Annotated in this window: 20 protein-coding genes; 4 read left to right on the top strand and 16 right to left on the bottom strand. The window is 71.3% G+C overall.

Annotation, left to right across the window (positions count from 1 at the left end; translation table 11 throughout):
- Window positions 1-72 precede the first annotated feature (72 nt).
- Together pafA and HCN08_RS21375 are read right to left on the bottom strand one after the other, a co-directional pair.
- Window positions 73-1,434: a Pup--protein ligase gene (pafA, locus tag HCN08_RS21370; RefSeq protein ID WP_167984794.1), complete on the bottom strand. Its 1,362-nt coding sequence runs from the start codon at window positions 1,432-1,434 to the stop codon at window positions 73-75.
- Window positions 1,435-1,443: 9 nt separating this feature from the next.
- On the bottom strand, window positions 1,444-2,691 hold the full coding sequence (locus tag HCN08_RS21375) for an MFS transporter (RefSeq protein ID WP_167984883.1): 1,248 nt from the start codon (window positions 2,689-2,691) through the stop codon (window positions 1,444-1,446).
- Between the two features lie 55 nt (window positions 2,692-2,746).
- On the opposite strand from HCN08_RS21375, the gene HCN08_RS21380 reads away from it, so the two are divergent.
- Window positions 2,747-3,862, top strand: coding sequence for a LacI family DNA-binding transcriptional regulator (locus tag HCN08_RS21380; RefSeq protein WP_167984795.1), 1,116 nt, complete (start codon window positions 2,747-2,749; stop codon window positions 3,860-3,862).
- Between the two features lie 54 nt (window positions 3,863-3,916).
- Here HCN08_RS21380 and prcA read toward each other — a convergent pair whose 3' ends face one another.
- The 6 genes from prcA to arc form a co-directional block, all read right to left on the bottom strand.
- Complete coding sequence (prcA, locus tag HCN08_RS21385) at window positions 3,917-4,711, bottom strand: proteasome subunit alpha (RefSeq protein ID WP_167984796.1); 795 nt, start codon at window positions 4,709-4,711, stop codon at window positions 3,917-3,919.
- 65 nt (window positions 4,712-4,776) lie between these two features.
- On the bottom strand, window positions 4,777-5,622 hold the full coding sequence (gene prcB, locus HCN08_RS21390) for a proteasome subunit beta (RefSeq protein ID WP_167984797.1): 846 nt from the start codon (window positions 5,620-5,622) through the stop codon (window positions 4,777-4,779).
- Window positions 5,574-5,840, bottom strand: coding sequence for an endonuclease domain-containing protein (locus HCN08_RS36645; RefSeq protein WP_322974597.1), 267 nt, complete (start codon window positions 5,838-5,840; stop codon window positions 5,574-5,576). The genes prcB and HCN08_RS36645 overlap by 49 nt, the downstream gene beginning before the upstream one ends.
- Window positions 5,841-5,867: 27 nt before the next feature.
- Complete coding sequence (locus HCN08_RS21400; protein WP_167984798.1) at window positions 5,868-6,086, bottom strand: ubiquitin-like protein Pup; 219 nt, start codon at window positions 6,084-6,086, stop codon at window positions 5,868-5,870.
- Window positions 6,087-6,231: 145 nt separating this feature from the next.
- Window positions 6,232-7,743, bottom strand: a complete 1,512-nt coding sequence (dop, locus tag HCN08_RS21405) for a depupylase/deamidase Dop (protein WP_167984799.1) — start codon at window positions 7,741-7,743, stop codon at window positions 6,232-6,234.
- A 93-nt stretch (window positions 7,744-7,836) separates the two neighbouring features.
- On the bottom strand, window positions 7,837-9,603 hold the full coding sequence (gene arc, locus HCN08_RS21410; RefSeq protein WP_167984800.1) for a proteasome ATPase: 1,767 nt from the start codon (window positions 9,601-9,603) through the stop codon (window positions 7,837-7,839).
- A 241-nt stretch (window positions 9,604-9,844) separates the two neighbouring features.
- Between arc and HCN08_RS21415 the strand changes: the two genes are divergently transcribed.
- Complete coding sequence (locus HCN08_RS21415) at window positions 9,845-10,144, top strand: ferredoxin (RefSeq protein ID WP_167984801.1); 300 nt, start codon at window positions 9,845-9,847, stop codon at window positions 10,142-10,144.
- Window positions 10,145-10,166: 22 nt separating this feature from the next.
- Here HCN08_RS21415 and HCN08_RS21420 read toward each other — a convergent pair whose 3' ends face one another.
- The 3 genes from HCN08_RS21420 to HCN08_RS21430 form a co-directional block, all read right to left on the bottom strand.
- Window positions 10,167-10,760 carry a hypothetical protein gene (locus HCN08_RS21420; protein ID WP_167984802.1) on the bottom strand — a complete coding sequence of 198 codons (594 nt, stop codon included), beginning with the start codon at window positions 10,758-10,760 and terminating at the stop codon, window positions 10,167-10,169.
- A gap of 207 nt (window positions 10,761-10,967) precedes the next feature.
- Window positions 10,968-11,876 carry a tRNA (adenine-N1)-methyltransferase gene (locus HCN08_RS21425; protein WP_167984803.1) on the bottom strand — a complete coding sequence of 303 codons (909 nt, stop codon included), beginning with the start codon at window positions 11,874-11,876 and terminating at the stop codon, window positions 10,968-10,970.
- A gap of 112 nt (window positions 11,877-11,988) precedes the next feature.
- Window positions 11,989-13,206, bottom strand: a complete 1,218-nt coding sequence (locus tag HCN08_RS21430) for a site-2 protease family protein (protein ID WP_167984804.1) — start codon at window positions 13,204-13,206, stop codon at window positions 11,989-11,991.
- 129 nt (window positions 13,207-13,335) lie between these two features.
- On the opposite strand from HCN08_RS21430, the gene HCN08_RS21435 reads away from it, so the two are divergent.
- Both HCN08_RS21435 and HCN08_RS21440 read left to right on the top strand, forming a co-directional pair.
- Window positions 13,336-14,226, top strand: a complete 891-nt coding sequence (locus HCN08_RS21435; protein ID WP_167984805.1) for a RecB family exonuclease — start codon at window positions 13,336-13,338, stop codon at window positions 14,224-14,226.
- Window positions 14,227-14,244: 18 nt separating this feature from the next.
- Window positions 14,245-14,916, top strand: a complete 672-nt coding sequence (locus HCN08_RS21440) for a response regulator (RefSeq protein ID WP_167984806.1) — start codon at window positions 14,245-14,247, stop codon at window positions 14,914-14,916.
- Between the two features lie 57 nt (window positions 14,917-14,973).
- Here HCN08_RS21440 and HCN08_RS21445 read toward each other — a convergent pair whose 3' ends face one another.
- The 5 genes from HCN08_RS21445 to HCN08_RS21465 all read right to left on the bottom strand — a co-directional run bounded on the left by HCN08_RS21445 (window position 14,974) and on the right by HCN08_RS21465 (window position 21,161).
- Window positions 14,974-16,563 carry an ABC transporter substrate-binding protein gene (locus tag HCN08_RS21445; protein WP_167984807.1) on the bottom strand — a complete coding sequence of 530 codons (1,590 nt, stop codon included), beginning with the start codon at window positions 16,561-16,563 and terminating at the stop codon, window positions 14,974-14,976.
- Window positions 16,564-16,677: 114 nt separating this feature from the next.
- Window positions 16,678-18,033 carry an oligopeptide/dipeptide ABC transporter ATP-binding protein gene (locus HCN08_RS21450; protein ID WP_167984808.1) on the bottom strand — a complete coding sequence of 452 codons (1,356 nt, stop codon included), beginning with the start codon at window positions 18,031-18,033 and terminating at the stop codon, window positions 16,678-16,680.
- Window positions 18,017-19,078, bottom strand: coding sequence for an ABC transporter ATP-binding protein (locus HCN08_RS21455; protein ID WP_167984809.1), 1,062 nt, complete (start codon window positions 19,076-19,078; stop codon window positions 18,017-18,019). Before HCN08_RS21455 ends, HCN08_RS21450 begins: the two co-directional genes overlap by 17 nt.
- A complete protein-coding gene (locus HCN08_RS21460) occupies window positions 19,075-20,142 on the bottom strand; it encodes an ABC transporter permease (RefSeq protein ID WP_167984810.1) in 1,068 nt (355 codons plus the stop codon). Before HCN08_RS21460 ends, HCN08_RS21455 begins: the two co-directional genes overlap by 4 nt.
- Window positions 20,142-21,161, bottom strand: a complete 1,020-nt coding sequence (locus HCN08_RS21465; RefSeq protein WP_167984811.1) for an ABC transporter permease — start codon at window positions 21,159-21,161, stop codon at window positions 20,142-20,144. Before HCN08_RS21465 ends, HCN08_RS21460 begins: the two co-directional genes overlap by 1 nt.
- Window positions 21,162-21,222: the final 61 nt, after the last annotated feature.

The raw sequence follows: 21,222 nt of genomic DNA on the forward strand, positions 1-21,222 counted from the left end.
CGAGTTCCGTACGGGGCCTGTGAGCCGTCTGTGCCGGGCGGGAACACGGTCCCCGCGGGTCCTGCATTCCGGCTACATTCCGGCGATCAGCTTTTCCACCCGGTCGTCCACCGACCGGAACGGGTCCTTGCACAGCACGGTGCGCTGCGCCTGGTCGTTGAGCTTGAGATGCACCCAGTCGACGGTGAAGTCGCGGCGCTGCTCCTGGGCGCGGCGGATGAAGTCGCCGCGCAGCCTGGCCCTGGTGGTCTGCGGCGGGACCGACTTGGCCTCGAAGATCCGCAGGTCGTCGCACACCCTGGCCGCCTGGCCCTTGCGCTCCAGCAGGTAGTACAGGCCGCGGCGGCGGTGGATGTCGTGGTAGGCGAGGTCTATCTGCGCGACCCGCGGATGCGACATGGTGATGTTGTCGCGGCTGCGGTAGCGCTCGATGAGCTGGTACTTCATGACCCAGTCGATCTCGGTGCCGATCCGGCCCAGGTCCCCGCTGCCGATCGACTCCAGGGCGCGGCCCCACAGCTCCAGGGCCTGCTCGGTCACGCCGCTGCGGATGCCGCGGCGCTCGCAGAACTCGACGGCCTTGGAGTAGTACTCCTGCTGGATGTCCAGCGCGGAGGCCTCGCGACCGGACGCGAGGCGGACCTTGCGCCGTCCCGTTATGTCATGGCTGACCTCGCGGATCGCCCGGATCGGGTTCTCCAGGGTGAGGTCGCGCATGACCGTGCCGGCCTCGATCATCCGCAGCACCAGGTCGGTGGCGCCGACCTTGAGCAGCATCGTCGTCTCCGACATGTTCGAGTCGCCGACGATGACGTGCAGCCTGCGGTAGCGCTCGGCGTCGGCGTGCGGCTCGTCGCGGGTGTTGATGATCGGCCGGGAGCGGGTGGTGGCCGAGCTCACCCCCTCCCAGATGTGCTCGGCGCGCTGGCTCACGCAGAACACGGCGCCGCGCGGGGTCTGCAGCACCTTGCCCGCGCCGCACAGCAGCTGCCGGGTGACGAGGAAGGGAATGAGGATGTCGGCCAGCCGGGAGAATTCCCCGTGCCGGGCCACCAGGTAATTCTCGTGGCATCCGTAGGAGTTGCCGGCGGAGTCCGTGTTGTTCTTGAACAGGTACACATCCCCGGCGATGCCCTCTTCGTGCAGCCGCCGTTCGGCGTCCACCAGAAGGCCTTCGAGGATCCGTTCACCGGCCTTGTCGTGCGTGACGAGTTCGGTGACGTTGTCGCACTCGGGAGTGGCGTACTCCGGGTGCGAGCCCACGTCGAGGTAGAGGCGGGCGCCATTGCGGAGGAAAACGTTGCTGCTCCGGCCCCATGACACGACACGGCGGAAGAGGTACCGCGCCACCTCGTCCGGGGACAGGCGTCGCTGTCCCCGGAACGTGCATGTGACGCCGTACTCGTTCTCCAGCCCGAAAATGCGGCGGTCCATGTCTGAACATTACGCCTGATGCGTGGTGCTGAAACGGGGTTCGACGGCACGGTTTGGATCTTTTTCCGCGGGTGAATCGAGGTTTGAGCCCGTCAGGAAACGCCCGGTCGCGAGCAGTACGGCCGTCGCGACCGCGCAACCGGCCGCCACCACGCCGAAACCGGCCGTGGCGCCGCCGTGCTGGGCGGCGGCGCCGGCCGCCGCGGTGCCGAGCGCGCCGCCCACGCCCACCGCCGTCACCACCCACGAGAAGGCCTCCGTCACGGTGCCCGCCGGGGCGTGCCGGTCCACGACCACGAAGCCGCAGGCCAGCGCCGGCGCCAGGAACACCCCCGAGAGCGCCGCCAGGGCCAGCATCCACGGCACCGAGGGGACAAGCAGCAGCGGCAGGTAGCAGGCCGCGAGCACCACCGCGAGCACCCGCAGCCGCCGCTCCGGCGCGCCCGGCCAGCTCCGCGAGCCGTAGGCGAGGCCGCCGGCGAGCGCGCCCACCCCGTTGGCGGCCAGCACGTACGAGGCGACCGGGCCGCCGCCGTGCGCGTCGCCGTACGCCACCGCGGCGAGCGCCAGGGCGCCCAGCGTGATGCCGAGGAAGAAGAAGGAGACCAGCAGCGCCGCGAGCCCCGCCGAGCGCAGCGCGCCGAGCCAGTGCGCCTCGCGCGCGGCGGCCCGCCAGCGCCGCGAGGGCGCCGACGTCACGACCACGGCGGTGCCGGCCACGCCCAGCAGCCCGGTGACGACCACCGCCGCCGCCCGGGAGGCCACCGCGACGACCAGCGTCACCAGCAGCGGCCCGACCACGAACAGCACCTCCTGCGCCGCCGCGTCCAGGGCGTAGACGCGCTGCACGCGGTCGCCGCCGCCCAGCACGTCCGGCCACAGCGCCCGCAGCCCGCCCTCCAGCGGCGGCGTCGCAAGCCCCGCGACCACCACCGCAGCCGCCGCCACCGGCAGCGGGTCGGGCCCGGCCAGCGCCAGCACCGCGAAGCCGGCCGCCGACACCAGCGCCGCCGCCGCCATCACCCGCGGCTGCCCCCGCCGGTCCACCGCCCGCCCCAGCATCGGCTGGCCCACCGCGACCGCGCAGCCGTACGCCGCCGACAGCGCGCCCGCGAGCCCGTAGCCGGCGCCCTCGTCCCGCAGGAACAGCAGGATCGCGAGCGCCGCCATGGCGTTCGGCAACCGCCCGAGCAGGGTCCCGCCGAGCAGCCGCCCCACGTGCGGCGTCCGCAGCAGATCCGTGTAGCCGCCCGCCATGCCGTCCCCTCCCACCACCGCCGTGTTACGTATAACGTCCGGGGTCATACGTACCATGGCGCCACCCGCCCGGTCCATCCACCCGAAAGGGCCCGCTCGCGTGCACTCCCCCGACACACCGCAGGCGCACCCCGGCGCGCGGCCGGCGGCCCGTACCGCCGGGCGCGGCACCGCCGCCCGGGTCACCTCCCGGGACGTCGCGCGCGCCGCCGGGGTGTCGCAGGCCACCGTGTCGCTGGTCCTCGGCGGGAAATGGCGCGGACGCGTCTCCGAGCCGACGGTACGGGCGGTACGCGAGGCCGCCCGCGCGCTGGACTACCGGCCCAACCTGGCCGCCCGCAGCCTGCGGCTCGGCGCCACCAGGACCGCGATGCTCGTCGTCCCCGCCCTCACCCACGAATACTTCGCCCGGGTCTACACCGGCGCCGCCCAGGTCGCCGCCCGGCACGGCTTCGGCGTCGTCCTCTACCCCTCACCCGCCGGCATCGGCCCCGCCCGCGACCCCTTCGGCTCGGCCCGCACCGCCATCGACGGCGTCATCGCCTCGTCCATGGCCGCCGACGCGCTCACCGCCATCGGCGACGGCGGGCTGCCCCTGGTCATGCTCGACAGCGACCCCGGTACGCCGAAGGGCCCGCCCACCGTGAACCTCGCCGTCGCCGACGGCATCCGCCAGGTCGCCCGGCACCTGCTCGGCCTCGGCCACCGCCGGATCGCCCACATCGCCGCCGACGTCGACACCTGGACCTTCCGGGCCCGCGCCCGGGCCGTCGAGGAGGCGCTCGCCGCCGCCGGGCTGCCCGCCGCGCCGCGGCACCCCTGCGCGCTGGACGTCGGCGCCGCCAAGGACGCCGCCGTGGCCGCCCTCACCGCGCCCGGGCCGCGCCCCACCGCGCTGCTGTGCGACGACGACATCCTGGCCGCCGGCGCCTGCAAGGGGGTGCGCTCGCTGGGCCTGGCCGTCCCCGGCGACGTCTCCGTCACCGGCTTCGACGACCTCTCCCTCGCCGCCGCCCTCGACCCGGAGCTGACCACCGTACGGCTGCCCGCCGAGGCCATCGGCGAGCACGGCATGCGGGCGCTGCTGCGGCTCCTGGACGGCGAGGACGCGCCCGCGGTCGAACTGCCCCTCACCCTGGTCCCGCGCGGCTCCACCGCGCCACCGCGCTGAAGGGCGGGGCCGCGTACGACCCCGCCCTTCAGCGCCCGTCGGCGGACTGCTCTGCTACTCGTCGTCGAGCGGCGGCGCCGTCGGCGCCGGACCGTCCGAGGAGTCCGAGGACGGCGCGGACTCCTCCGCGGCCCCGGAGGACTCCGCCGGCTCCGTCGCCAGCAGCCGGCTGAGCTGCGAGCCCAGGATGCGCTTGAACTTCCGCTGCTGCGGTCGCGTGCGGTCCAGCACCGCGACCTCCAGCTGCTCCGCCGTGATCTGCCGGTCGCTGCCGTTGGTGTCGCGCTTGAGCGACTCCACCGCGAGCTCCAGCGCCTCGGCGAGCGTCATGCCGTCGCGGTGCCGCTGGTCGAGGTAGCTGCCGATCTGGTCGGAGTTGCCGCCCACCGCGACCGCGCCGTGCTCGTCCACGATGGAGCCGTCGTGCGGCAGCCGGTAGATCTGGTCGTCCTCGGGCCCCGCGCCGACCTCCGCGACGATCAGCTCCACCTCGTACGGCTTCTCGCCGACGCTGGAGAAGATCGTGCCCAGCGTCTGGGCGTAGACGTTGGCCAGGCCGCGGGCCGTCACATCGTCCCGGTCGTAGGTGTATCCGCGCAGGTCGGCGTAGCGGACACCGCCGATCCGCAGGTTCTCGAACTCGTTGTACTTGCCGACCGCCGCGAAGGCGATCCGGTCGTAGATCTCACTGACCTTGTGCAGGGCGCGCGAGGGGTTCTCCGCGACGAAGACGATGCCGTCGGCGTATTGCAGCACCACCACGCTGCGACCGCGCGCGATGCCCTTGCGGGCGTATTCGGCGCGGTCCGCCATGGCCTGCTGGGGCGAGACGTAAAAGGGCGTGGACACCGGCTAACCGTGCCTTTCTGCGGTCGGCGCTGGGACAGCGCGGAGGGACGTCGGCTGACCTGGGGTCACAGCACCGGGGCCTGCGGGCCGTCGGGGCGCTCGCGGCGCGCGTCGACCACCTCGCGGGCGATCGGGCCGACCTCGGAGTCCGGCAGCAGGCGGAAGCCCTCGTCCGTCATCACGGTGACGATCGGGAAGACCTGCCGGATCAGGTCGGGGCCGCCGGTCGCCGAGTCCTCCTCGGCCGCGTCGTAGATCGCCTGCACCACGGCCGTCACCATCTGCCGCTCCGTCAGGTCCGAGCGGTACAGCTTCTTGAGGGTGCTGCGGGCGTACACCGAGCCGGAGCCGGTGGCGGCGAAGCCCTTCTCCTCGCTGCGACCGCCGGTCACGTCGTAGGAGAAGATCCGGCCCCGGCCGCGGTCGGTGTCGTAACCGGCGAAGATCGGCACGACGGCCAGGCCCTGGAGCGCCATGCCCAGATTGCCGCGGATCATCGTCGACAGCCGGTTGGCCTTGCCTTCGAGGGAGAGCGTGGCGCCCTCGATCTTCTCGTAGTGCTCCAGCTCCAGCTGGAAGAGCTTGACCATCTCCACGGCCAGGCCCGCCGTGCCGGCGATGCCGACCGCCGAATACTCGTCCGCCGGGAAGACCTTCTCCATGTCGCGCTGCGCGATGACGTTCCCCATCGTCGCCCGCCGGTCACCCGCGAGGATGACGCCCCCGTCGAAGACCGCGGACACGATCGTCGTCCCGTGCGGCAGCTCCACCGCTCCCTTGAGCGGCGGCAGCGTCCGGTTCCCGGGCAGCTGCTCCGGCGCGTGCTCGCCCAGGAAGTCCCAGAAGGACGACGAACCGGGCGTCAGGAAGGCAGCTGGTAGACGCCCGGTGCTACGAGAATTGGTCTCCACGCGTTTCCCTCCAGATAAACGATCGCCCGCCGCGCAGTGCCGGGATCGTCTCCCAACTTGCCGATGGCGGAATTGCAGTTGAAGCACAGTACGCCCCGGACCCTACCCGTTTCGCGGCAGTGATCCACATGAACCGGCGGCCCTCGGGCACCCGGCCGCGCGGACGGTCCCGCCGGCCGCGCGCCGGCTGCCGCTGCCGGTGGTGGGGCGCCGTGCACTCACGGCAGCGCCGTTCACATCCGTGACTACTGTCCGCCCTTCTGGACGAAGGACCGGACGAAGTCCTCGGCGTTCTCTTCGAGGACGTCGTCGATCTCGTCCAGGACGGAGTCCACGTCGTCCGAGAGCTTCTCGTGGCGCTCCTTGAGGTCATCGGCGGCCTTGGTGTCCTCCTGGACTTCCTCGACCTCGTCCGTGGAACGCGTCGCCTTCTGCTGCCCGCCGTCGGTGTCCTTGGTTGCCATGTCCCTCACCCCGCTCGGTTGCGTGCCCTACAAGATCAGACCCTACAAGGAGGGTCTGATCTTGGCTCTCGATTAGTCAACGTCCGAGTGCTACCCCGTTGATTCCCGGTTCTGGCCCGTTTCAGCCGCGCGAGCGCCGGGCGGTTCAGCCGCCGGAGAGGATGCGGACCAGCTCCTCGGCCGTGCGGCAGCGGTCCAGCAGCTCCTTGACGTGCTTGCGGGTGCCGCGCAGCGGCTCCAGGGTGGGGACGCGCTGGAGCGAGTCGCGGCCGGGCAGGTCGAAGATGACCGAGTCCCAGGAGGCCGCGGCCACGTCGTCGGCGTACTGCTCCAGGCAGCGGCCCCGGAAGTAGGCCCTGGTGTCCTCCGGGGGCTGTGTGACAGCCCTGGCGGTCTCCTCCTCGTCCAGCAGCCGCTTGATGCGCCCGCGGGCCACCAGGCGGTTGTAGAGGCCCTTGTCGGGGCGTACGTCCGCGTACTGCAGGTCGACGAGCTGCAGGCGGGCGGCGTCCCAGCCGAGGCCGTCGCGGCGCCGGTAGCCCTCCAGGACCTCCAGCTTGGCGACCCAGTCCAGCTCGCCGGCCAGGCTCATCGGATCGCCCTCCAGCCGGTTGAGCACGTCCTCCCAGCGGGCCAGTACGTCCTTGGTCTGCGCGTCGGCGTCCGAGCCGTAGCGCTCCTCGGTGTATTTGCGGGCGAGCTCGTAATACTCCATCTGGAGCTGTACCGCGGTGAGTGTCCGGCCGTTGCGCAGCGTGATCAGCCGGCGCAGGCCCGGGTCGTGGGAGACCTCGTGCAGGGTGCGGACCGGCTGGTCGACGGCGAGGTCGACCTTGATGAAGCCGTCCTCGATCATCGACAGCACCAGCGCGGTGGTGCCGAGCTTGAGGTAGGTGGAGATCTCCGAGAGGTTGGCGTCGCCGATGATCACATGCAGGCGGCGGTATTTCTCGGCGTCGGAGTGCGGCTCGTCCCGGGTGTTGATGATGGGCCGTTTGAGGGTGGTCTCCAGGCCGACCTCGACCTCGAAGTAGTCGGCGCGCTGGCTGAGCTGGAAGCCGTGCCCGCGGCCGTCCTGGCCGATGCCGACCCGGCCGGCGCCGGTGACGACCTGGCGGGAGACGAAGAAGGGCGTCAGGTGCCGGACGATGTCGGAGAACGGGGTCTCCCGGCGCATGAGGTAGTTCTCGTGCGTGCCGTAGGAGGCGCCCTTGTTGTCGGTGTTGTTCTTGTACAGGTGGATCGGCTGGGCGCTGGGGAGCTGGGCGGCGCGCATCGCGGCCTCGGCCATGATGCGCTCGCCGGCCTTGTCCCACAGCACCGCGTCGCGCGGGTTGGTGATCTCGGGGGACGAGTACTCCGGGTGGGCGTGGTCGACGTAGAGCCGGGCGCCGTTGGTGAGGATGACGTTGGCCAGGCCGATGTCCTCGTCGGTCAGCTGGCTGGTGTCCGCCGCGTCGCGTGCCAGGTCAAAGCCGCGGGCGTCCCGCAGCGGGTTCTCCTCCTCGAAGTCCCAGCGGGCGCGGCGCGCCCGGTGCATCGCCGCCGCGTAGGCGTTGACGATCTGGGACGAGGTGAGCATGGCATTGGCGTTCGGGTGGCCGGGGACGGAGATCCCGTACTCCGTCTCGATGCCCATTACTCGCCGTACGGTCATGCGGCCCTCCTTGCCCGGCTCCGGCCCGTGCGGGCCGGGAAACACACCGGCTGCGGGTACCCGCTGTCGGGACCCGCAGCCGGAGGGTAGTGCTTACAGATACTGTCCGGTGTTCGCCACGGTGTCGATGGAGCGACCCGTGTCGGCGCCCTGCTTTCCGGTCACCAGGGTGCGGATGAAGACGATCCGCTCGCCCTTCTTGCCGGAGATGCGGGCCCAGTCGTCGGGGTTGGTGGTGTTGGGCAGGTCCTCGTTCTCCTTGAACTCGTCCACGCAGGCGGCGAGCAGGTGGGAGACCCGCATACCGCGCTGGTCGTGGTCGAGGAAGGCCTTGATCGCCATCTTCTTGGCCCGGTCGACGATGTTCTGGATCATCGCTCCGGAGTTGAAGTCCTTGAAGTAGAGGACTTCCTTGTCACCGTTGGCGTAGGTGACCTCCAGGAAGCGGTTCTCCTCGCTCTCGGAGTACATCCGCTCGACCACGGACTGGATCATGGCGTCCACGGTGCCGGCCCGCGAGCCGCCGTGCTCGGCGAGGTCGTCGGCGTGCAGCGGGAGGGTGTCGACGAGGTACTTGGAGAAGATGTCCTTGGCCGCCTCGGCGTCGGGCCGCTCGATCTTGATCTTCACATCGAGCCGGCCGGGGCGCAGGATGGCCGGGTCGATCATGTCCTCGCGGTTGGACGCGCCGATCACGATCACGTTCTCCAGGCCCTCGACGCCGTCGATCTCGGCGAGGAGCTGGGGGACGATGGTGTTCTCCACGTCGGAGCTGACGCCGCTGCCGCGGGTGCGGAACAGCGACTCCATCTCGTCGAAGAACACGATGACCGGGGTGCCCTCGCTGGCCTTCTCGCGGGCGCGCTGGAAGACCAGGCGGATCTGCCGCTCGGTCTCGCCCACGTACTTGTTGAGCAGCTCGGGGCCCTTGATGTTCAGGAAGTAGCTCTTGCCCTGCGGCTGGCCGGTGACCTCGGCGACCTTCTTGGCCAGCGAGTTGGCGACGGCCTTGGCGATGAGCGTCTTGCCGCAGCCGGGGGGGCCGTAGAGCAGGACGCCCTTGGGCGGGCGCAGTTCGTATTCCTTGAACAGGTCGGCGTGCAGGTAGGGCAGTTCCACCGCGTCGCGGATCTGCTCGATCTGGTTGCCGAGGCCGCCGATCTGGCGGTAGTCGATGTCGGGGACCTCTTCGAGTACGAGCTCCTCGACCTCGCTCTTGGGCACGCGTTCGTAGACGTACCCGGAGCGGGGTTCGAGCAGCAGTGCGTCACCGGTGCGCAGGGTGCCGTCGAGGAGGGGTTCGGCGAGCCGGACGACCCTTTCCTCGTCGGTGTGCCCGATGACCAGGGCGCGCTCGCCGTCCTCCAGGATCTCCTTGAGGGTGACGATGTCGCCGACGCGTTCGAACTCCATGGCGTCGACCACGTTGAGCGCCTCGTTGAGGAGCAGTTCCTGGCCGCGCCGGAGCTCGTCGAGGTCGACGGAGGGGCTGACGTTCACCCGGAGCTTGCGCCCGCCGGTGAAGATGTCGGCCGTGCCGTCGTCGTTGGCCTGCAGGAAGACGCCGAAGCCCGCGGGGGGCTGGGCGAGCCGGTCGACCTCCTCCTTCAGGGCCACGATCTGGTCGCGGGCCTCGCGCAGGGTGCTCGCCAGCCGTTCGTTCTGCGCGGATACGCCGGACAGGTTGGTCTGCAGCTCGACGATCCGCTCCTCGAGAATCCTCGTGTGCCGCGGAGAGTCGGCGAGCTTGCGTCGCAGGACGGCGATCTCCTGCTCAAGAAAGGCGACCTCGCTCTTGGGGTCTTCCGAACCCCGAGCGGGTCGGCCGCCACGGTTGATGTCGTCGTCGTGGGCCGCCACGGTCCTCACCTCCTCCAAGGGGAGCTGGACGTTTCCAGACCCTACCTGGGCTGGTGGGGGTTGAAACCCCTAGATCACAAAGACGATCGCGGTGTGTCCGATCTTCACCCTTGCGCACGTCCCTCCGCCACTGAGATACCCACCGAGCCCGGCACGAAAGCCGCCGGTTGTATCGTCGATTCGGTCAACAGCCGGACAGGGCGGTTGCTTCCCGAACGATCGACGGCAGGGATGAGTTTCCGTGAGCAACGAGACGGTGGATACGGCCGAGGCGCTTGAGGTCTGGATCGACCAGGACCTGTGCACCGGTGACGGCATCTGCGTGCAGTACGCGCCCGAGGTCTTCGAGCTGGACATCGACGGCCTGGCCTATGTGAAGGACGCGGCCGACGAGCTGGTGCAGACCCCTGGGGCCACCGTACCGGTTCCGCTGCCTTTGCTGCGGGATGTGGTGGATTCGGCGCGGGAGTGCCCGGGCGAGTGCATCCATGTGCGGCGGGCGGCCGACCGGGTCGAGGTGTACGGGCCGGACGCGCCGTAGCGGGCCCCCGGGGCGCTGCGGGTCAGGCGGCGGTGCCGGCGGGGCCGGGGAGGGCGACGTAGCGGTCGCCCCGCCATTCCCAGGAGTAGCTGCGGCTGAGGTCGGGGCAGCACTGCGGGACGCTGTCGGAGGAGAAGCCGAGGACGGTGGCCTTGACGGTGCGGCCTTCGAGCCGGAAGTCCTGGATCTGCCGGTTGTCCTGGGGCTTGACCAGGGTGACGGCGATGACCGGGGCGCCGCCGGGCTCGGCGGGCGCGTGCAGGACGTAGACGCCGCTGGGCGGGGTGCCGGTGTCGGAGTGGCAGCGGACGACGACGGCGGTCTCCGGGCGGCCGTCGCCGTCGAGGTCGCCGGAGACCCGGCTGATGACGTCGGTGCGGACGCCGCCGGGGCAGTTCAGCGGGTACGTGGCGGCGGTCGGGTCGGGTGCGGTGACCGGGGCCGTGGGGGCGGCGGGGGTCGCGGGCGCCGCGGTGGTGTGCTTGCCGGACGAGGCGTCGGCGGTGGGGACGAGGGCCATGGCGGCGACGACGGCGCCGAGGGCGGCGGCCGTGCTGATCCAGTGGACGCCGCGCGCGTGGGTGTGCGGGTGGTCCTGGCCTGCGGACGGCTGCACTCGCCTGTCTCCTGGGGTCGTTCGGCGGGGGTGGCCAGCATCGTGCCATACGTCACACCGGGCGGGAACGGCGGGGGCGGGCCCGGGGAGCCCGGGCCGGGAACGCGACAGCCGGTCCGTCCTGGGCGGGCGGACCGGCGGTGCAGGGGGGTGAAGTTGGCCGGAATTCGGCGGGGCCGCGGGGGGGCGGCGCGGCGGCCGGGCGGTTCAGCTGTCGGCGGCGGGGCCGCTCGGGCTGCCGGGGCCGGCGTAGTCCTCGCCGTAGGCGCCCTTGGCGGGCCGGCGGCGGCGCAGCGGCGGCTCGACGCCGTCGGCGAGCCGGCGGGCGGTGAGCAGGAAGCCGGTGTGGCCGATCATGCGGTGGTCGGGCCGCACGGCCAGGCCCTCGACGTGCCAGGTGCGCACCATGGTCTCCCAGGCGGCGGGCTCGTTGAAGGTGCCGTGCTCGCGGATCGCCTCGACGGTGCGGGCCAGCTGGGTCGTGGTGGCGACGTAGGCGCACAGGATGCCGCCGGGCACGAGGGCCTTGGAGACGGCGTCCAGGCATTCCCAGGGGGCGAGCATGTCGAGGATGACCCGGTCGACGTCGGTGTCCGACAGGTGGTCCTGGAGGTCGCCGACGGTGAGCTGCCAGGCGGGGTGGGGGCCGCCGAAGTAGCGCTCGACGTTCTGGGCGGCGATCTCGGCGAAGTCGGCGCGCCGCTCGTAGCTGTGCAGCATGCCGTGGTCGCCGATGGCGCGCAGCAGGAAGGTGCTGAGCGATCCGGAGCCGACGCCGGCCTCGACCACCCGGGCGCCGGCGAAGATGTCGGCCATGGCCAGGATCTGCCCCGCGTCCTTGGGGTAGACCACGGCGGCCCCGCGGGGCATGGACAGGACGTAGTCGGGGAGCAGCGGGCGCAGCGCGAGGTAGGCGACGTTTCCGGTGGTACGGACGACACTGCCTTCGGGAGCACCGATCAGCTCGTCGTGCGGGAAGGCACCTTTGTGGGTGTGGAACTGCTTCCCGGCTTCGAGCGTGAAGGTGTAGTGGCGTCCCTTGGGGTCGGTGAGCTGGACCTGGTCCCCGACTCTGAAGGGCCCGCGACGGCGGGCGGCACCGGTCGGTTCGGACATGGGGATCACCTTATCGGGCTTTCCCGCCGCCCCTGACCGCCGCTGACCGGCCCGGGCCGCCCCGGTAACAGGCCGCAGGGTCAGGCCGCGGGGTCAGGCCGGGCGCGCGGGGTCAGGCCGGGCGGGACATGGCCGCGATGAAGGCCTTCTCGACGTCGGCGGTGGACAGGACGCCGTAGATCTCGCCGGTGGGCTCGATGACGAGGTATTCGGTGGACGGGGTGGCCCTGAGGGTGTCGAGGAGGTCCTCGCCGGCGAGCTCGGCGGAGACCCGCATACCGGGGGTGAGCTCCTGGGACAGGCCGCTGACCGCGACCCAGGGGCGGCGGTGCTCGGGGATGGAGACGATCGCGGACTCGCGGACCAGGGCCGTGGGGTCGCCGCGGCCGTCGACGACGACCAGGGCGCGGGCGCCGGCTTCGTCGGCGCGGCGCAGCGCCTCGGACAGCGGGGTGTCGGAGGCGACCGGGACGGCCCGCCGGGTCAGGGTGCGGGCGCGCAGCTCCGGCAGGGCCTCGCGCAGCCGGGCCATCCGCAGGCTGTTGCCGGCGCCGGTCCAGATGATGGCGGCCAGGATCGCGGCGAGCAGCGCGTCGGTGAGGGAGTCGACGCCGGTGGTGGAGCCGCTGCCGCGCCCGTAGGACAGCAGGGGCAGGCCGATGAGCACGGCGAGCGCCAGGGCACGGCCGACCCAGGCGGCGGCGATGGTGCCGGTCATGGCGCGGCCACTGATCTTCCACACGACGGCGCGCAGCATGCGACCGCCGTCCAGCGGCAGGCCGGGCAGGAAGTTGAAGATCGCAACGATGAGGTTGCTGACCATGAGCCCGGCGAGCAGCACCCCGGGCACGGTGCCGGATTCCACGAGCTGCATGCCGCCGAAGAAGATCCCGGCCAGGACGAGGGAGAGCAGGGGGCCGACGAAGGCCAGCACGAATTCCCGGCCGGGGGTGTCGGACTCCTTCTCGATCTCGGAGACGCCGCCGAAGAACTGGAGCTGGATGCGCCGTACGGGCAGCTTGAAGCGCAGCGCGGCGACGGTGTGGGCGAGCTCGTGGACCAGCACGGAGGCGTAGAAGGCGACGGCGAAGAAGAGCGAGACGAGGTAGCGGACGCCGCCGAGGTGGGGCAGTACGGTGTCGAGCTGGTCGCCGAAGACCCAGGTGATCAGGGCGGCGACCAGGAACCAGCTGGGGGCGACGTAGATGGGGACGCCGAAGAAGCGGCCGACGGGGATCCCGCCGCCGGGCCCTCGTGGGGCCGTGCCGGGGTCTGCGCCGTGGCCAGGGGCGTCGTTCTTTCCGGACGGCGGCCCACCGCTCTCGCTCACTGCTTCCCCTCGTTCGGCTGTCCGACCTGGTACCGATCATGCGGGACGCAGGCCTCACCAGCCATGCTATTGCGCCGTTACGCCCGGCGGGCACCGGCTTGTCAGTGGCAGGCCGTAGGGTCGTCTGCCATGGGGAGCAATATCGAGAGCACCGACCGCGCCACCGTCCCGCCGCCGCGACCGCCGTCGTCGCTGTCGCCGTCGCGGGCGTCCGACTTCATGCGCTGCCCGCTGCTGTACCGGCTGCGGGTGATCGACAAGCTCCCGGAGAAGCCGAGCCTGGCGGCGACGCGCGGGACGGTGGTGCACGCGGTGCTGGAGCGGCTGTTCGACGCGCCGGCGGCCGAGCGGACCGCGGAGCGGGCCCGGGGCCTGGTGCCGGGCGAGTGGGAGCGGCTGCTGGCGGCCCGGCCGGAGCTGGCGTCGCTGTTCGACGCGGCGCAGCCGGCGGCGCTCGCGGAGTGGCTGGAGAGCGCCCGCGCCCTGGTGGACCGCTGGTTCACCCTGGAGGACCCGACGCGGCTGGAGCCGGCCGAGCGGGAGATGTACGTGGAGACGGTGCTGGAGTCGGGGCTGACGCTGCGCGGGTATGTGGACCGGCTGGATGTGGCGCCGGCCAGTGGTGATCTGCGGGTGGTGGACTACAAGACGGGCAAGGCGCCGCGCCCGGAGTACGCCGACGAGGCGCTGTTCCAGATGTCGTTCTACGCGCTGGTGCTGTGGCGGCTGCGGGGGGTGGTGCCGCGGCGGCTGCAGCTGGTGTATCTGGGCAGCGGGGATGTGCTGACGTTCGATCCGTCGCCGGCGGATCTGCTGCGCACCGAGCGCAAGCTGCTGGCGCTGTGGCAGGCGATCCGCGCGGCCACGGCGAGCGGGGACTGGCGCCCGCGGCGGACTCCGCTGTGCGGGTGGTGCGACCACCAGGCGGTCTGTCCGGAATTCGGGGGGACTCCCCCGCCCTATCCGCTGGCGGTGACCGCGGGGGCGGTGCCGGCGGTGGGCGAGAATGATCCGGTATAGCGAAGACGGAGGATGATCGTGGCGATCCGCGTTCTGCTGGTGGACGACCAGCCCCTGCTGCGTACCGGTTTCCGGATGATCCTGGAGGCCGAGCCGGACATCGCGGTGGTCGGCGAGGCCGGTGACGGCCAGCAGGCGCTGGACCAGGTGCGGGCACTGCAGCCCGATGTGGTGCTGATGGACATCCGGATGCCCCGGATGGACGGGGTGGAGGCGACCCGGCAGATCACCGGTCCTGACCGGTCGGGGCCGGCGAAGGTGCTGGTGCTCACCACCTTCGACCTGGACGAGTACGTGGTGGAGGCGCTGCGTGCCGGGGCGAGCGGGTTCCTGCTGAAGGACGCGCCGGCGGCGGAGCTGGTGCAGGCCATCCGGGTGGTGGCGGCCGGTGAGGCGATGCTGGCGCCGAGCATCACCCGGCGGCTGCTCGACAAGTACGCGGGGCGGCTGCCGTCGGGGGACGAGTCGGTGCCGCCGCCGCTGCACACGCTGACCGAGCGCGAGGTGGAGGTGCTCAAGCTGGTGGCGCGGGGGCTGTCGAACGCGGAGATCGCCGCGGAGCTGTTCGTGTCGGAGACGACCGTCAAGACGCATGTGGGGCATGTGCTGACGAAGCTGGGGCTGCGCGACCGGGTGCAGGCGGCGGTGTACGCGTACGAGAGCGGGCTGGTGCGCCCCGGGGCGGGCTGAGGGGCCCGGCGCCGGGGCGGCCCCGGGTGCGCCCGGTGGCGCACCCGGGCGGGCGGGTCAGCTGCTGCGGCCGAGCTCCCAGAACTGCGTGGTGGTGGAGGAGTTCAGGGCCCATTCGGCGCCGGTGATGTCCTTGCGGGCGGCGATGAACTGCTTGCCCTGCCACAGCGGCAGCATCGGCACGTCGTCGGCGATGAGGTCCTGGGCCTTGGTGAAGTCCGCGACGGTGGAGCCGCGTTCGGCGAGCTTGCGGGTCTTGGGCAGCAGGTCGTCCTGGATGGTGGTGTTGTTGTAGGCGAGGTTGAGGAAGTTGTCCTTGTCGAAGAACGGCGCGATGTAGTTGTCGGGGTCGGGGAAGTCCGGGAGCCAGCTGAGCGCGAAGACCTGGTAGTCGCGCTGGGACGCCTTCTTCAGGAAGGTGTTCCACTGCTCGCTCTTGGTGGTGACGGTGAACAGCCCGCTGGCGTTGAGCTGCTGGGCGATCTCCTTGGCCTCGGCCTCGTTCATCGTGCCGCCGGTGTCGCGGCGGAAGTTGATGGTCAGCGACACCTTGTCGGTGATGCCGGCGGTGTGCAGCAGCTGCTTGGCCTTGGGCACCGACGGGTCGCCGTAGCGGTTGTAGAAGGAGTTGGTGTGCGAGGTGATGCCCTGCGGGATGACCGAGTACAGCGGGTCCGCGGTGCGCTTGTAGACGTCGCGGGTGATCGCCTGCCGGTCCAGGATCTGGGCCATCGCGCGCCGGACGGCCAGCGACTTCAGGTCCGGTGAGGCGGTGTTGAGGAACAGGAAGCGGGCCTCGCCGCCGGCCGACTCGGTGATCTTGATGTCGGGGTCGGTGCTGCTCTGCAGCGAGCCGATCTGGTCGGGGCTGAGGGTGCGGGCCATCACGTCGATGCCGCCGGACTTCAGGGCGGCCTGCATGGCGTGGGAGTCGGAGAACAGCTTGAGCTCGACGCCGTTGTTGTTGGTCTTCAGGGTGCCGCTGTAGCGGCCGTTCTTGCTGAAGACGCCGTGCTTGGCCTGCACGAAGGAGTCCAGCGTGTAGGGGCCGGAGCCGACGAGCTTGAAGCCGTCGTAGGGCTTGTCGGCGGCGTAGACCTTGTGGTCGACGATCGCGGCGGCCGGGGTGGCGAGCTTGGCCGGGAAGGTGGTGTCGGCGGCCTTGAGGTGGAAGATGACCGTCCTGTCGTCGGGGGCGTCGACGGACTTCACCCCGGATATCAGCGACGCGGGACCGGTCGGCCAGTTGATCTTCTGCATGCGGTCGACCGAGAACTTCACGTCCTGCGCGGTCAGCGGGTCGCCGTTGGAGAACTTCTGGTCGCCGGGCAGCGTGCACTGGTAGGTGAGCACCGTGGCGTCGGTGTAGTGGCACTCCTTGGCCGCGTCGGGGCTCGGGGTGGTGCTGCCGCGCTGGTAGGTCAGCAGCATCTGGAAGGTGTTGTAGAAGATGTTCCAGGTGGCGCTGTCGTACGAGGTGGCCGGGTCGAGCGGGGCCGGGTTGTCGTCGGTCAGCTCGATGCTGTCGGTGGTGCCCACGACGATGGCCTTTCCGCCGCCGCCTCCCGCGTCGGTGCTGCCGCACCCGGCGAGCAGGGGCGACATCGCGCCCAGCAGGGCGGGCAGCACCAGAAGCTTGCGGTTCATCGTGGTCGTTCTCCTCTTGCTTCTTGGGGTCGCGCGGGCGTGCGTTGTTCGCAGGCCCCGCGAGTGTGCGGGCTCCGCGTGATGGGCGGCGCCCGCGGGGTCACGCGGGCGTGCTCATGCGCCGGTGGAGCTCGGACCGGTCTCACGCAGATGGCAGGCGACCCGGACGTCGGTGGCCGGAATCAGGCTCAGGATCGGGTCGCGCGGCGCGCTGAACTCCACGACGGCCCGGCCCTGTTCGCTGCGCAACTCCGCGACGCCGCGCCACAGTGGCTCCTGTGGCTCGGTGTCGGACGCGTCGTCGCGCAACTGCCGGAGATATTCCAGCACGTCCTCGGGGGTGTGCCCGCGCCCGGGTGCAATCTTGGCGGTACTCAGGCCCGGTTCGGTCAGCGATTCGACGTCGGCGAACAACGCCCGCTCCCGTTCGGCCACTTCGGGGGCGAGTTCCAGCCACCGGTTCTCCAGCAGCGTCCGCAGGTCCCGGGCCTCCCAGCCGCAGGCGCTCACGGCGACCGGGCAGCGCGGGTGGAAGGAGCAGCCGAGCGGCGGCCGGGCGGCGTCCGGGATCTCGCCGCGCGGCAGTTCGCGCGGCACGGCCCGCTCCGGGTCGGGCTCGGGGATCGCGGCGAGCAGCGCCTCGGTGTAGGGGTGCTGCGGGTTGGCGAAGACGTCGGCGGTGGGCCCGTACTCCACGATCCGGCCGAGGTACATGATCGCGATGGTGTCGCAGAAGAACTTCGCGCTGGCCAGGTCGTGCGTGACGTAGACGTAGGTGAGGTCCAGGTCGCGCTTGAGGTCCAGCATGAGCTGGAGGATCTTGGCGCGGACGCTCATGTCGAGCATGGAGATCGGCTCGTCGGCGACGAGGAGTTCCGGCTCGGCGATGATGGCGCGGGCCAGCACGGCGCGCTGCTTCTGGCCGCCGGACAGGTCGCCGGGGAATTTGCCGAGGAAGCGCTCGGGCGGGGTCAGGCCCACGCGCTCCAGTGCGTCGACGACCCGGGCCTCGTACTCGGCGTCGCTGGAGACCAGGTCGTGGATGCGCAAGGGGTGGCCCACGGCGGTGCGGATGTCCATGGCCGGGTTGAGGGAGGCGTGCGGGTCCTGGAAGACCATCTGCAGCCGGCGGCGCAGCGGGCGCAGCTGGCGCTCGCCGAGGCCGGTGATGTCCTGGCCGCGGTAGCGGACGCTGCCGGCGGTGGCGCGGGTCAGGCCGATCAGGGTGCGGCCCAGCGTGGTCTTGCCGGAGCCGGACTCGCCGACCAGGCCGAGTACCTCGCCCTTGCGCAGGGTGAGGTCGATGCCGTCGACGGCGCGGACGGCGCCGGCGGTGCGGCCGGTGAAGCGGCCGAGCAGGTTGCCGCGCAGGCCGAAGTGGACCTCCAGGCCGGTGGCCTCGACGAGCGGTTCACCGGAGGGGGTGGGGGCCGGCTCGCCGGACGGGTCGGTGTCAGGCTTCGTCAGCAACGCTGATCTCCTCTACGGCGTGGAGCGGTTCGCGCCCGTCCGGCCCGAACTCCTCGACGAGGGACGGGTCGGCGGGCAGCGCCTGCTGCCAGCAGGCGCTGGTGACGCCGGTGGGCAGCAGGACCTCGGGCGGCTCGATCTCGGCGCAGCCGCGCATGGCGACCGGGCAGCGCGGGTGGAAGCGGCAGCCCCGGGGGGGTTCGACGAGGTCCGGCGGGCTGCCGGGGATGAAGTGCAGCCCGGTGGTGGCCAGCGAGATGGTCGAGCGCAGCAGCTCCCGGGTGTAGGGGTGCTGGGGGTTGGCGAACACCTCGCGGGCGTCGCCCTGCTCGACGATGTGCCCGGCGTACATCACGGCGACCCGGTCGCACGCCTCGGCGACGATGCCGAGGTTGTGGGTGATGAGCACGAGCGAGGTGTCGAAGTTCTTGCGCAGGTCGGCGAGGATCTTGATGATCTGCGCCTCGACCAGCACGTCCAGGGCGGTGGTGGGTTCGTCGGCGACGATGAAGGCGGGGCGCAGCACGAGGGCGAGGGCGATCATGATGCGCTGCCGCATGCCGCCGGAGAACTCGTGCGGGTAGCTGGTGTAGCGGCTCTCGGGGATGCCCATGCCGCGCAGCGCCTCCAGGGCGCGGGCGCGGATCTCCTTCTTGGGCAGGCCCTTGTGGTGGGCGCGCAGCGCTTCCTCGAAGTGCTGGGAGATCCGCATGAGCGGGTTGAGCCGGGTCATCGGCTCCTGGAAGATCAGGCCGAGGTCGGGGCCGCGCAGCTTCTGCAGTTCCCTGGCGGGCAGGCCGACGAGGTTGCGGCCGGCGCCGCCGGGGCTGCGCAGCACGACCTCGCCGTCGGTGGCGGCGGCCGGCGGGGTCAGGCCGAGGACGCCGCGGCCGAGGGTGGACTTGCCGCAGCCGGACTCGCCGACCAGGCCGAGGGTCTCGCCGGGCCGTACGTCGAAGCTGACGCCGTCCACGGCGCGTACCGGGCCGCGGTCGGTGCCGTACCAGACGCGCAGGTCGCGGACGGACAGGACGGGTTCGGTCACTTGACGGCCTCGCCTTCGGTGGCGCCGGGGGCCTCGGGCAGCGCGGAGGCGGTGACGGTGCGGCGCCGGGTGTGGTCGGGGAGCAGCACCTTGCCGAGCCTGCGGCGGCGCATGGTCGGGTTGAGCACGTCGTTGAGGCCCTCGCCGAGCAGGGTGAAGCCGAGGATGGCGATGACCATGGCCAGGCCCGGGTAGAGGGTGGTCCACCACATGCCGGCGTTGACGTCGTCGATGGCGCGTTCCAGGTCGTAGCCCCATTCGGCGGCTTCGGTGGGCTGGATGCCCAGGCCCAGGAAGCCGAGCCCGGCCAGGGTGCCGATGGCGTCGGCGGCGTTCATGGTGGTGATGACCGGTACGGACTGGATGACGTTGCCGAACAGGTACTTGCGGATGACGACGGAGGGCTTGGCGCCCATGGCGCGGGCGGCCTCGACGAAGGTGGCCTCGCGGGCGGACAGGGCCGAGGCGCGGACCACCCGGTAGTACTGGGGGATGTAGACCACGGTGATGGACAGGGCCGCGGTGACGACGCCGCCGCCGGAGACGCCGGAGAAGACGAAGCCGGCGACGATGGCCAGCAGCAGGTAGGGGAAGGCGAACAGGGCGTCCATGACCAGCACCAGGATGCGGTCGAGCCAGCCGCCGAAGTAGCCGGAGACCAGGCCGAGCAGCACGCCGAGGATGAGGGAGAAGATGACCGCGAGGACCATCACCTCCAGGGCGGTGCGGGCGCCGTAGATGGTGCGGGAGAGCACGTCGAGGCTCTGCACGGTGGTGCCGAACCAGTGGTCGCCGTCGGGTGAGCCCTGCTTGGGGAAGTTGGTGCCGCCGGCCCGGTAGGTGTCGAAGCTGTAGGGCGCGATGAGCGGTGCGAACACCGCGGTGATCACGAACAGCGCGGTGATGACGGCGCCGGTCCACAGCATGAACTTCGGTACGCCGTGGGCCTCGCGGACCGCGGTGGTGATGCGGCGCAGGCCGCCGAAGCGGGAGGACGCGGCGGTGCCGGCCGCGGGGGTCGCGTCGGGCTCGATGGGCCCGGTGGGCAGGGTCGTCGTGGCCATCAGTAGCGCACCCTCGGGTCGATCAGCGCGTTGACGAAGTCGATCAGCAGGCTGATCACGACGACGACGAGGGCGAAGACGGTGACGATGCCCTGGACGGCGACGTAGTCGCGCTGGTTGATGTAGTCGATCAACTGGCGGCCGATGCCGGGCCAGTTGAAGATCTTCTCGGTCAGGACGGCGCCGCCGAGCAGCATGGCGACCTGCAGGCCCAGCACGGTGATCACCGGGACCAGGGCGTTGCGGAAGCCGTGCCGGGCGACGACATGGCGTTCGCGGACGCCGCGGGCGCGGGCGGCCTCGATGTAGTCGCCCTGGAGCGACTGGATGAGGTTGATGCGGATCATCCGGATGAAGACGCCGACGATGAGCAGGCCGAGGGCGATGGACGGCAGCAGCAGGTGCTGGAGGATGTCGGTGACCGCGTCCCAGTCGCCGTCCAGTGCCGCGTCGACGATGAGGATGTGCGTCTGGGTGGGCACGTTGAGCTGGATGAGCGGTGAGGCCTGGCCCGAGGTGGTGCCGAACGCGAGCATGAGCAGCGGGGCGGTGACGAAGACCGGGGAGGCGTAGCTGATGGTGCTGGCCAGCCGGCTGAGGACGTCGACGGGGCGGTCGCGGTAGCGGCCGGCGAGCAGCCCGACGGGGATGCCGATGACCGCGGCGAAGACCAGCGCGCCGGCGGTCAGGGTGAGGGTGGCGCCGCCGTTCTCGATGATGATGTCGCGCACGCTGCGGCGGTCGGAGAAGGTGGTGCCGAAGTTCAGCGTGACGACGGACTTCAGGTAGTCCCAGAACTGCTGGTACAGCGGGGCGTCGAAGCCCGCCGCGTGCCGCCGTGCGGCCAGTTCCGTGGCGTTGAGCTTGCCGCCCTGGGAGGAGGAGATGGGGTCGCCTGGCGCCACCCGCATCATGACGAAGACCAGGATCAGCAGGATCAGGACCATGGGCACGGCCAGCGCGATCCGGGTGAGGATGTAGCGGCGCAGCGAGCCCGACTGCTTGCTCGTGTTGCTCATGCGGTGACTTTCCGGTGGCTGCCGGGTGGGGGCCCGGACCGTGGACGACGGGGGCGCGGCG

The organism is Actinacidiphila epipremni (assembly GCF_012034175.1).
Taxonomy (GTDB): Bacteria; Actinomycetota; Actinomycetes; order Streptomycetales; family Streptomycetaceae; genus Actinacidiphila; species Actinacidiphila epipremni.

Excerpts from the sequence above, each read along its gene's own strand:
- HCN08_RS21435 (WP_167984805.1), top strand. The coding sequence starts at position 13,336 with ATGGGGAGCAATATCGAGAGCACCGACCGCGCCACCGTCCCGCCGCCG.
- HCN08_RS21445 (WP_167984807.1), bottom strand. The coding sequence starts at position 16,563 with ATGAACCGCAAGCTTCTGGTGCTGCCCGCCCTGCTGGGCGCGATGTCG.
- pafA (WP_167984794.1), bottom strand. The coding sequence starts at position 1,434 with ATGGACCGCCGCATTTTCGGGCTGGAGAACGAGTACGGCGTCACATGC.
- HCN08_RS21400 (WP_167984798.1), bottom strand. The coding sequence starts at position 6,086 with ATGGCAACCAAGGACACCGACGGCGGGCAGCAGAAGGCGACGCGTTCC.
- HCN08_RS21425 (WP_167984803.1), bottom strand. The coding sequence starts at position 11,876 with ATGTCCGAACCGACCGGTGCCGCCCGCCGTCGCGGGCCCTTCAGAGTC.
- HCN08_RS21460 (WP_167984810.1), bottom strand. The coding sequence starts at position 20,142 with ATGGCCACGACGACCCTGCCCACCGGGCCCATCGAGCCCGACGCGACC.
- dop (WP_167984799.1), bottom strand. The coding sequence starts at position 7,743 with ATGACCGTACGGCGAGTAATGGGCATCGAGACGGAGTACGGGATCTCC.
- HCN08_RS21380 (WP_167984795.1), top strand. The coding sequence starts at position 2,747 with ATGGCGCCACCCGCCCGGTCCATCCACCCGAAAGGGCCCGCTCGCGTG.
- HCN08_RS21375 (WP_167984883.1), bottom strand. The coding sequence starts at position 2,691 with ATGGCGGGCGGCTACACGGATCTGCTGCGGACGCCGCACGTGGGGCGG.
- HCN08_RS21465 (WP_167984811.1), bottom strand. The coding sequence starts at position 21,161 with ATGAGCAACACGAGCAAGCAGTCGGGCTCGCTGCGCCGCTACATCCTC.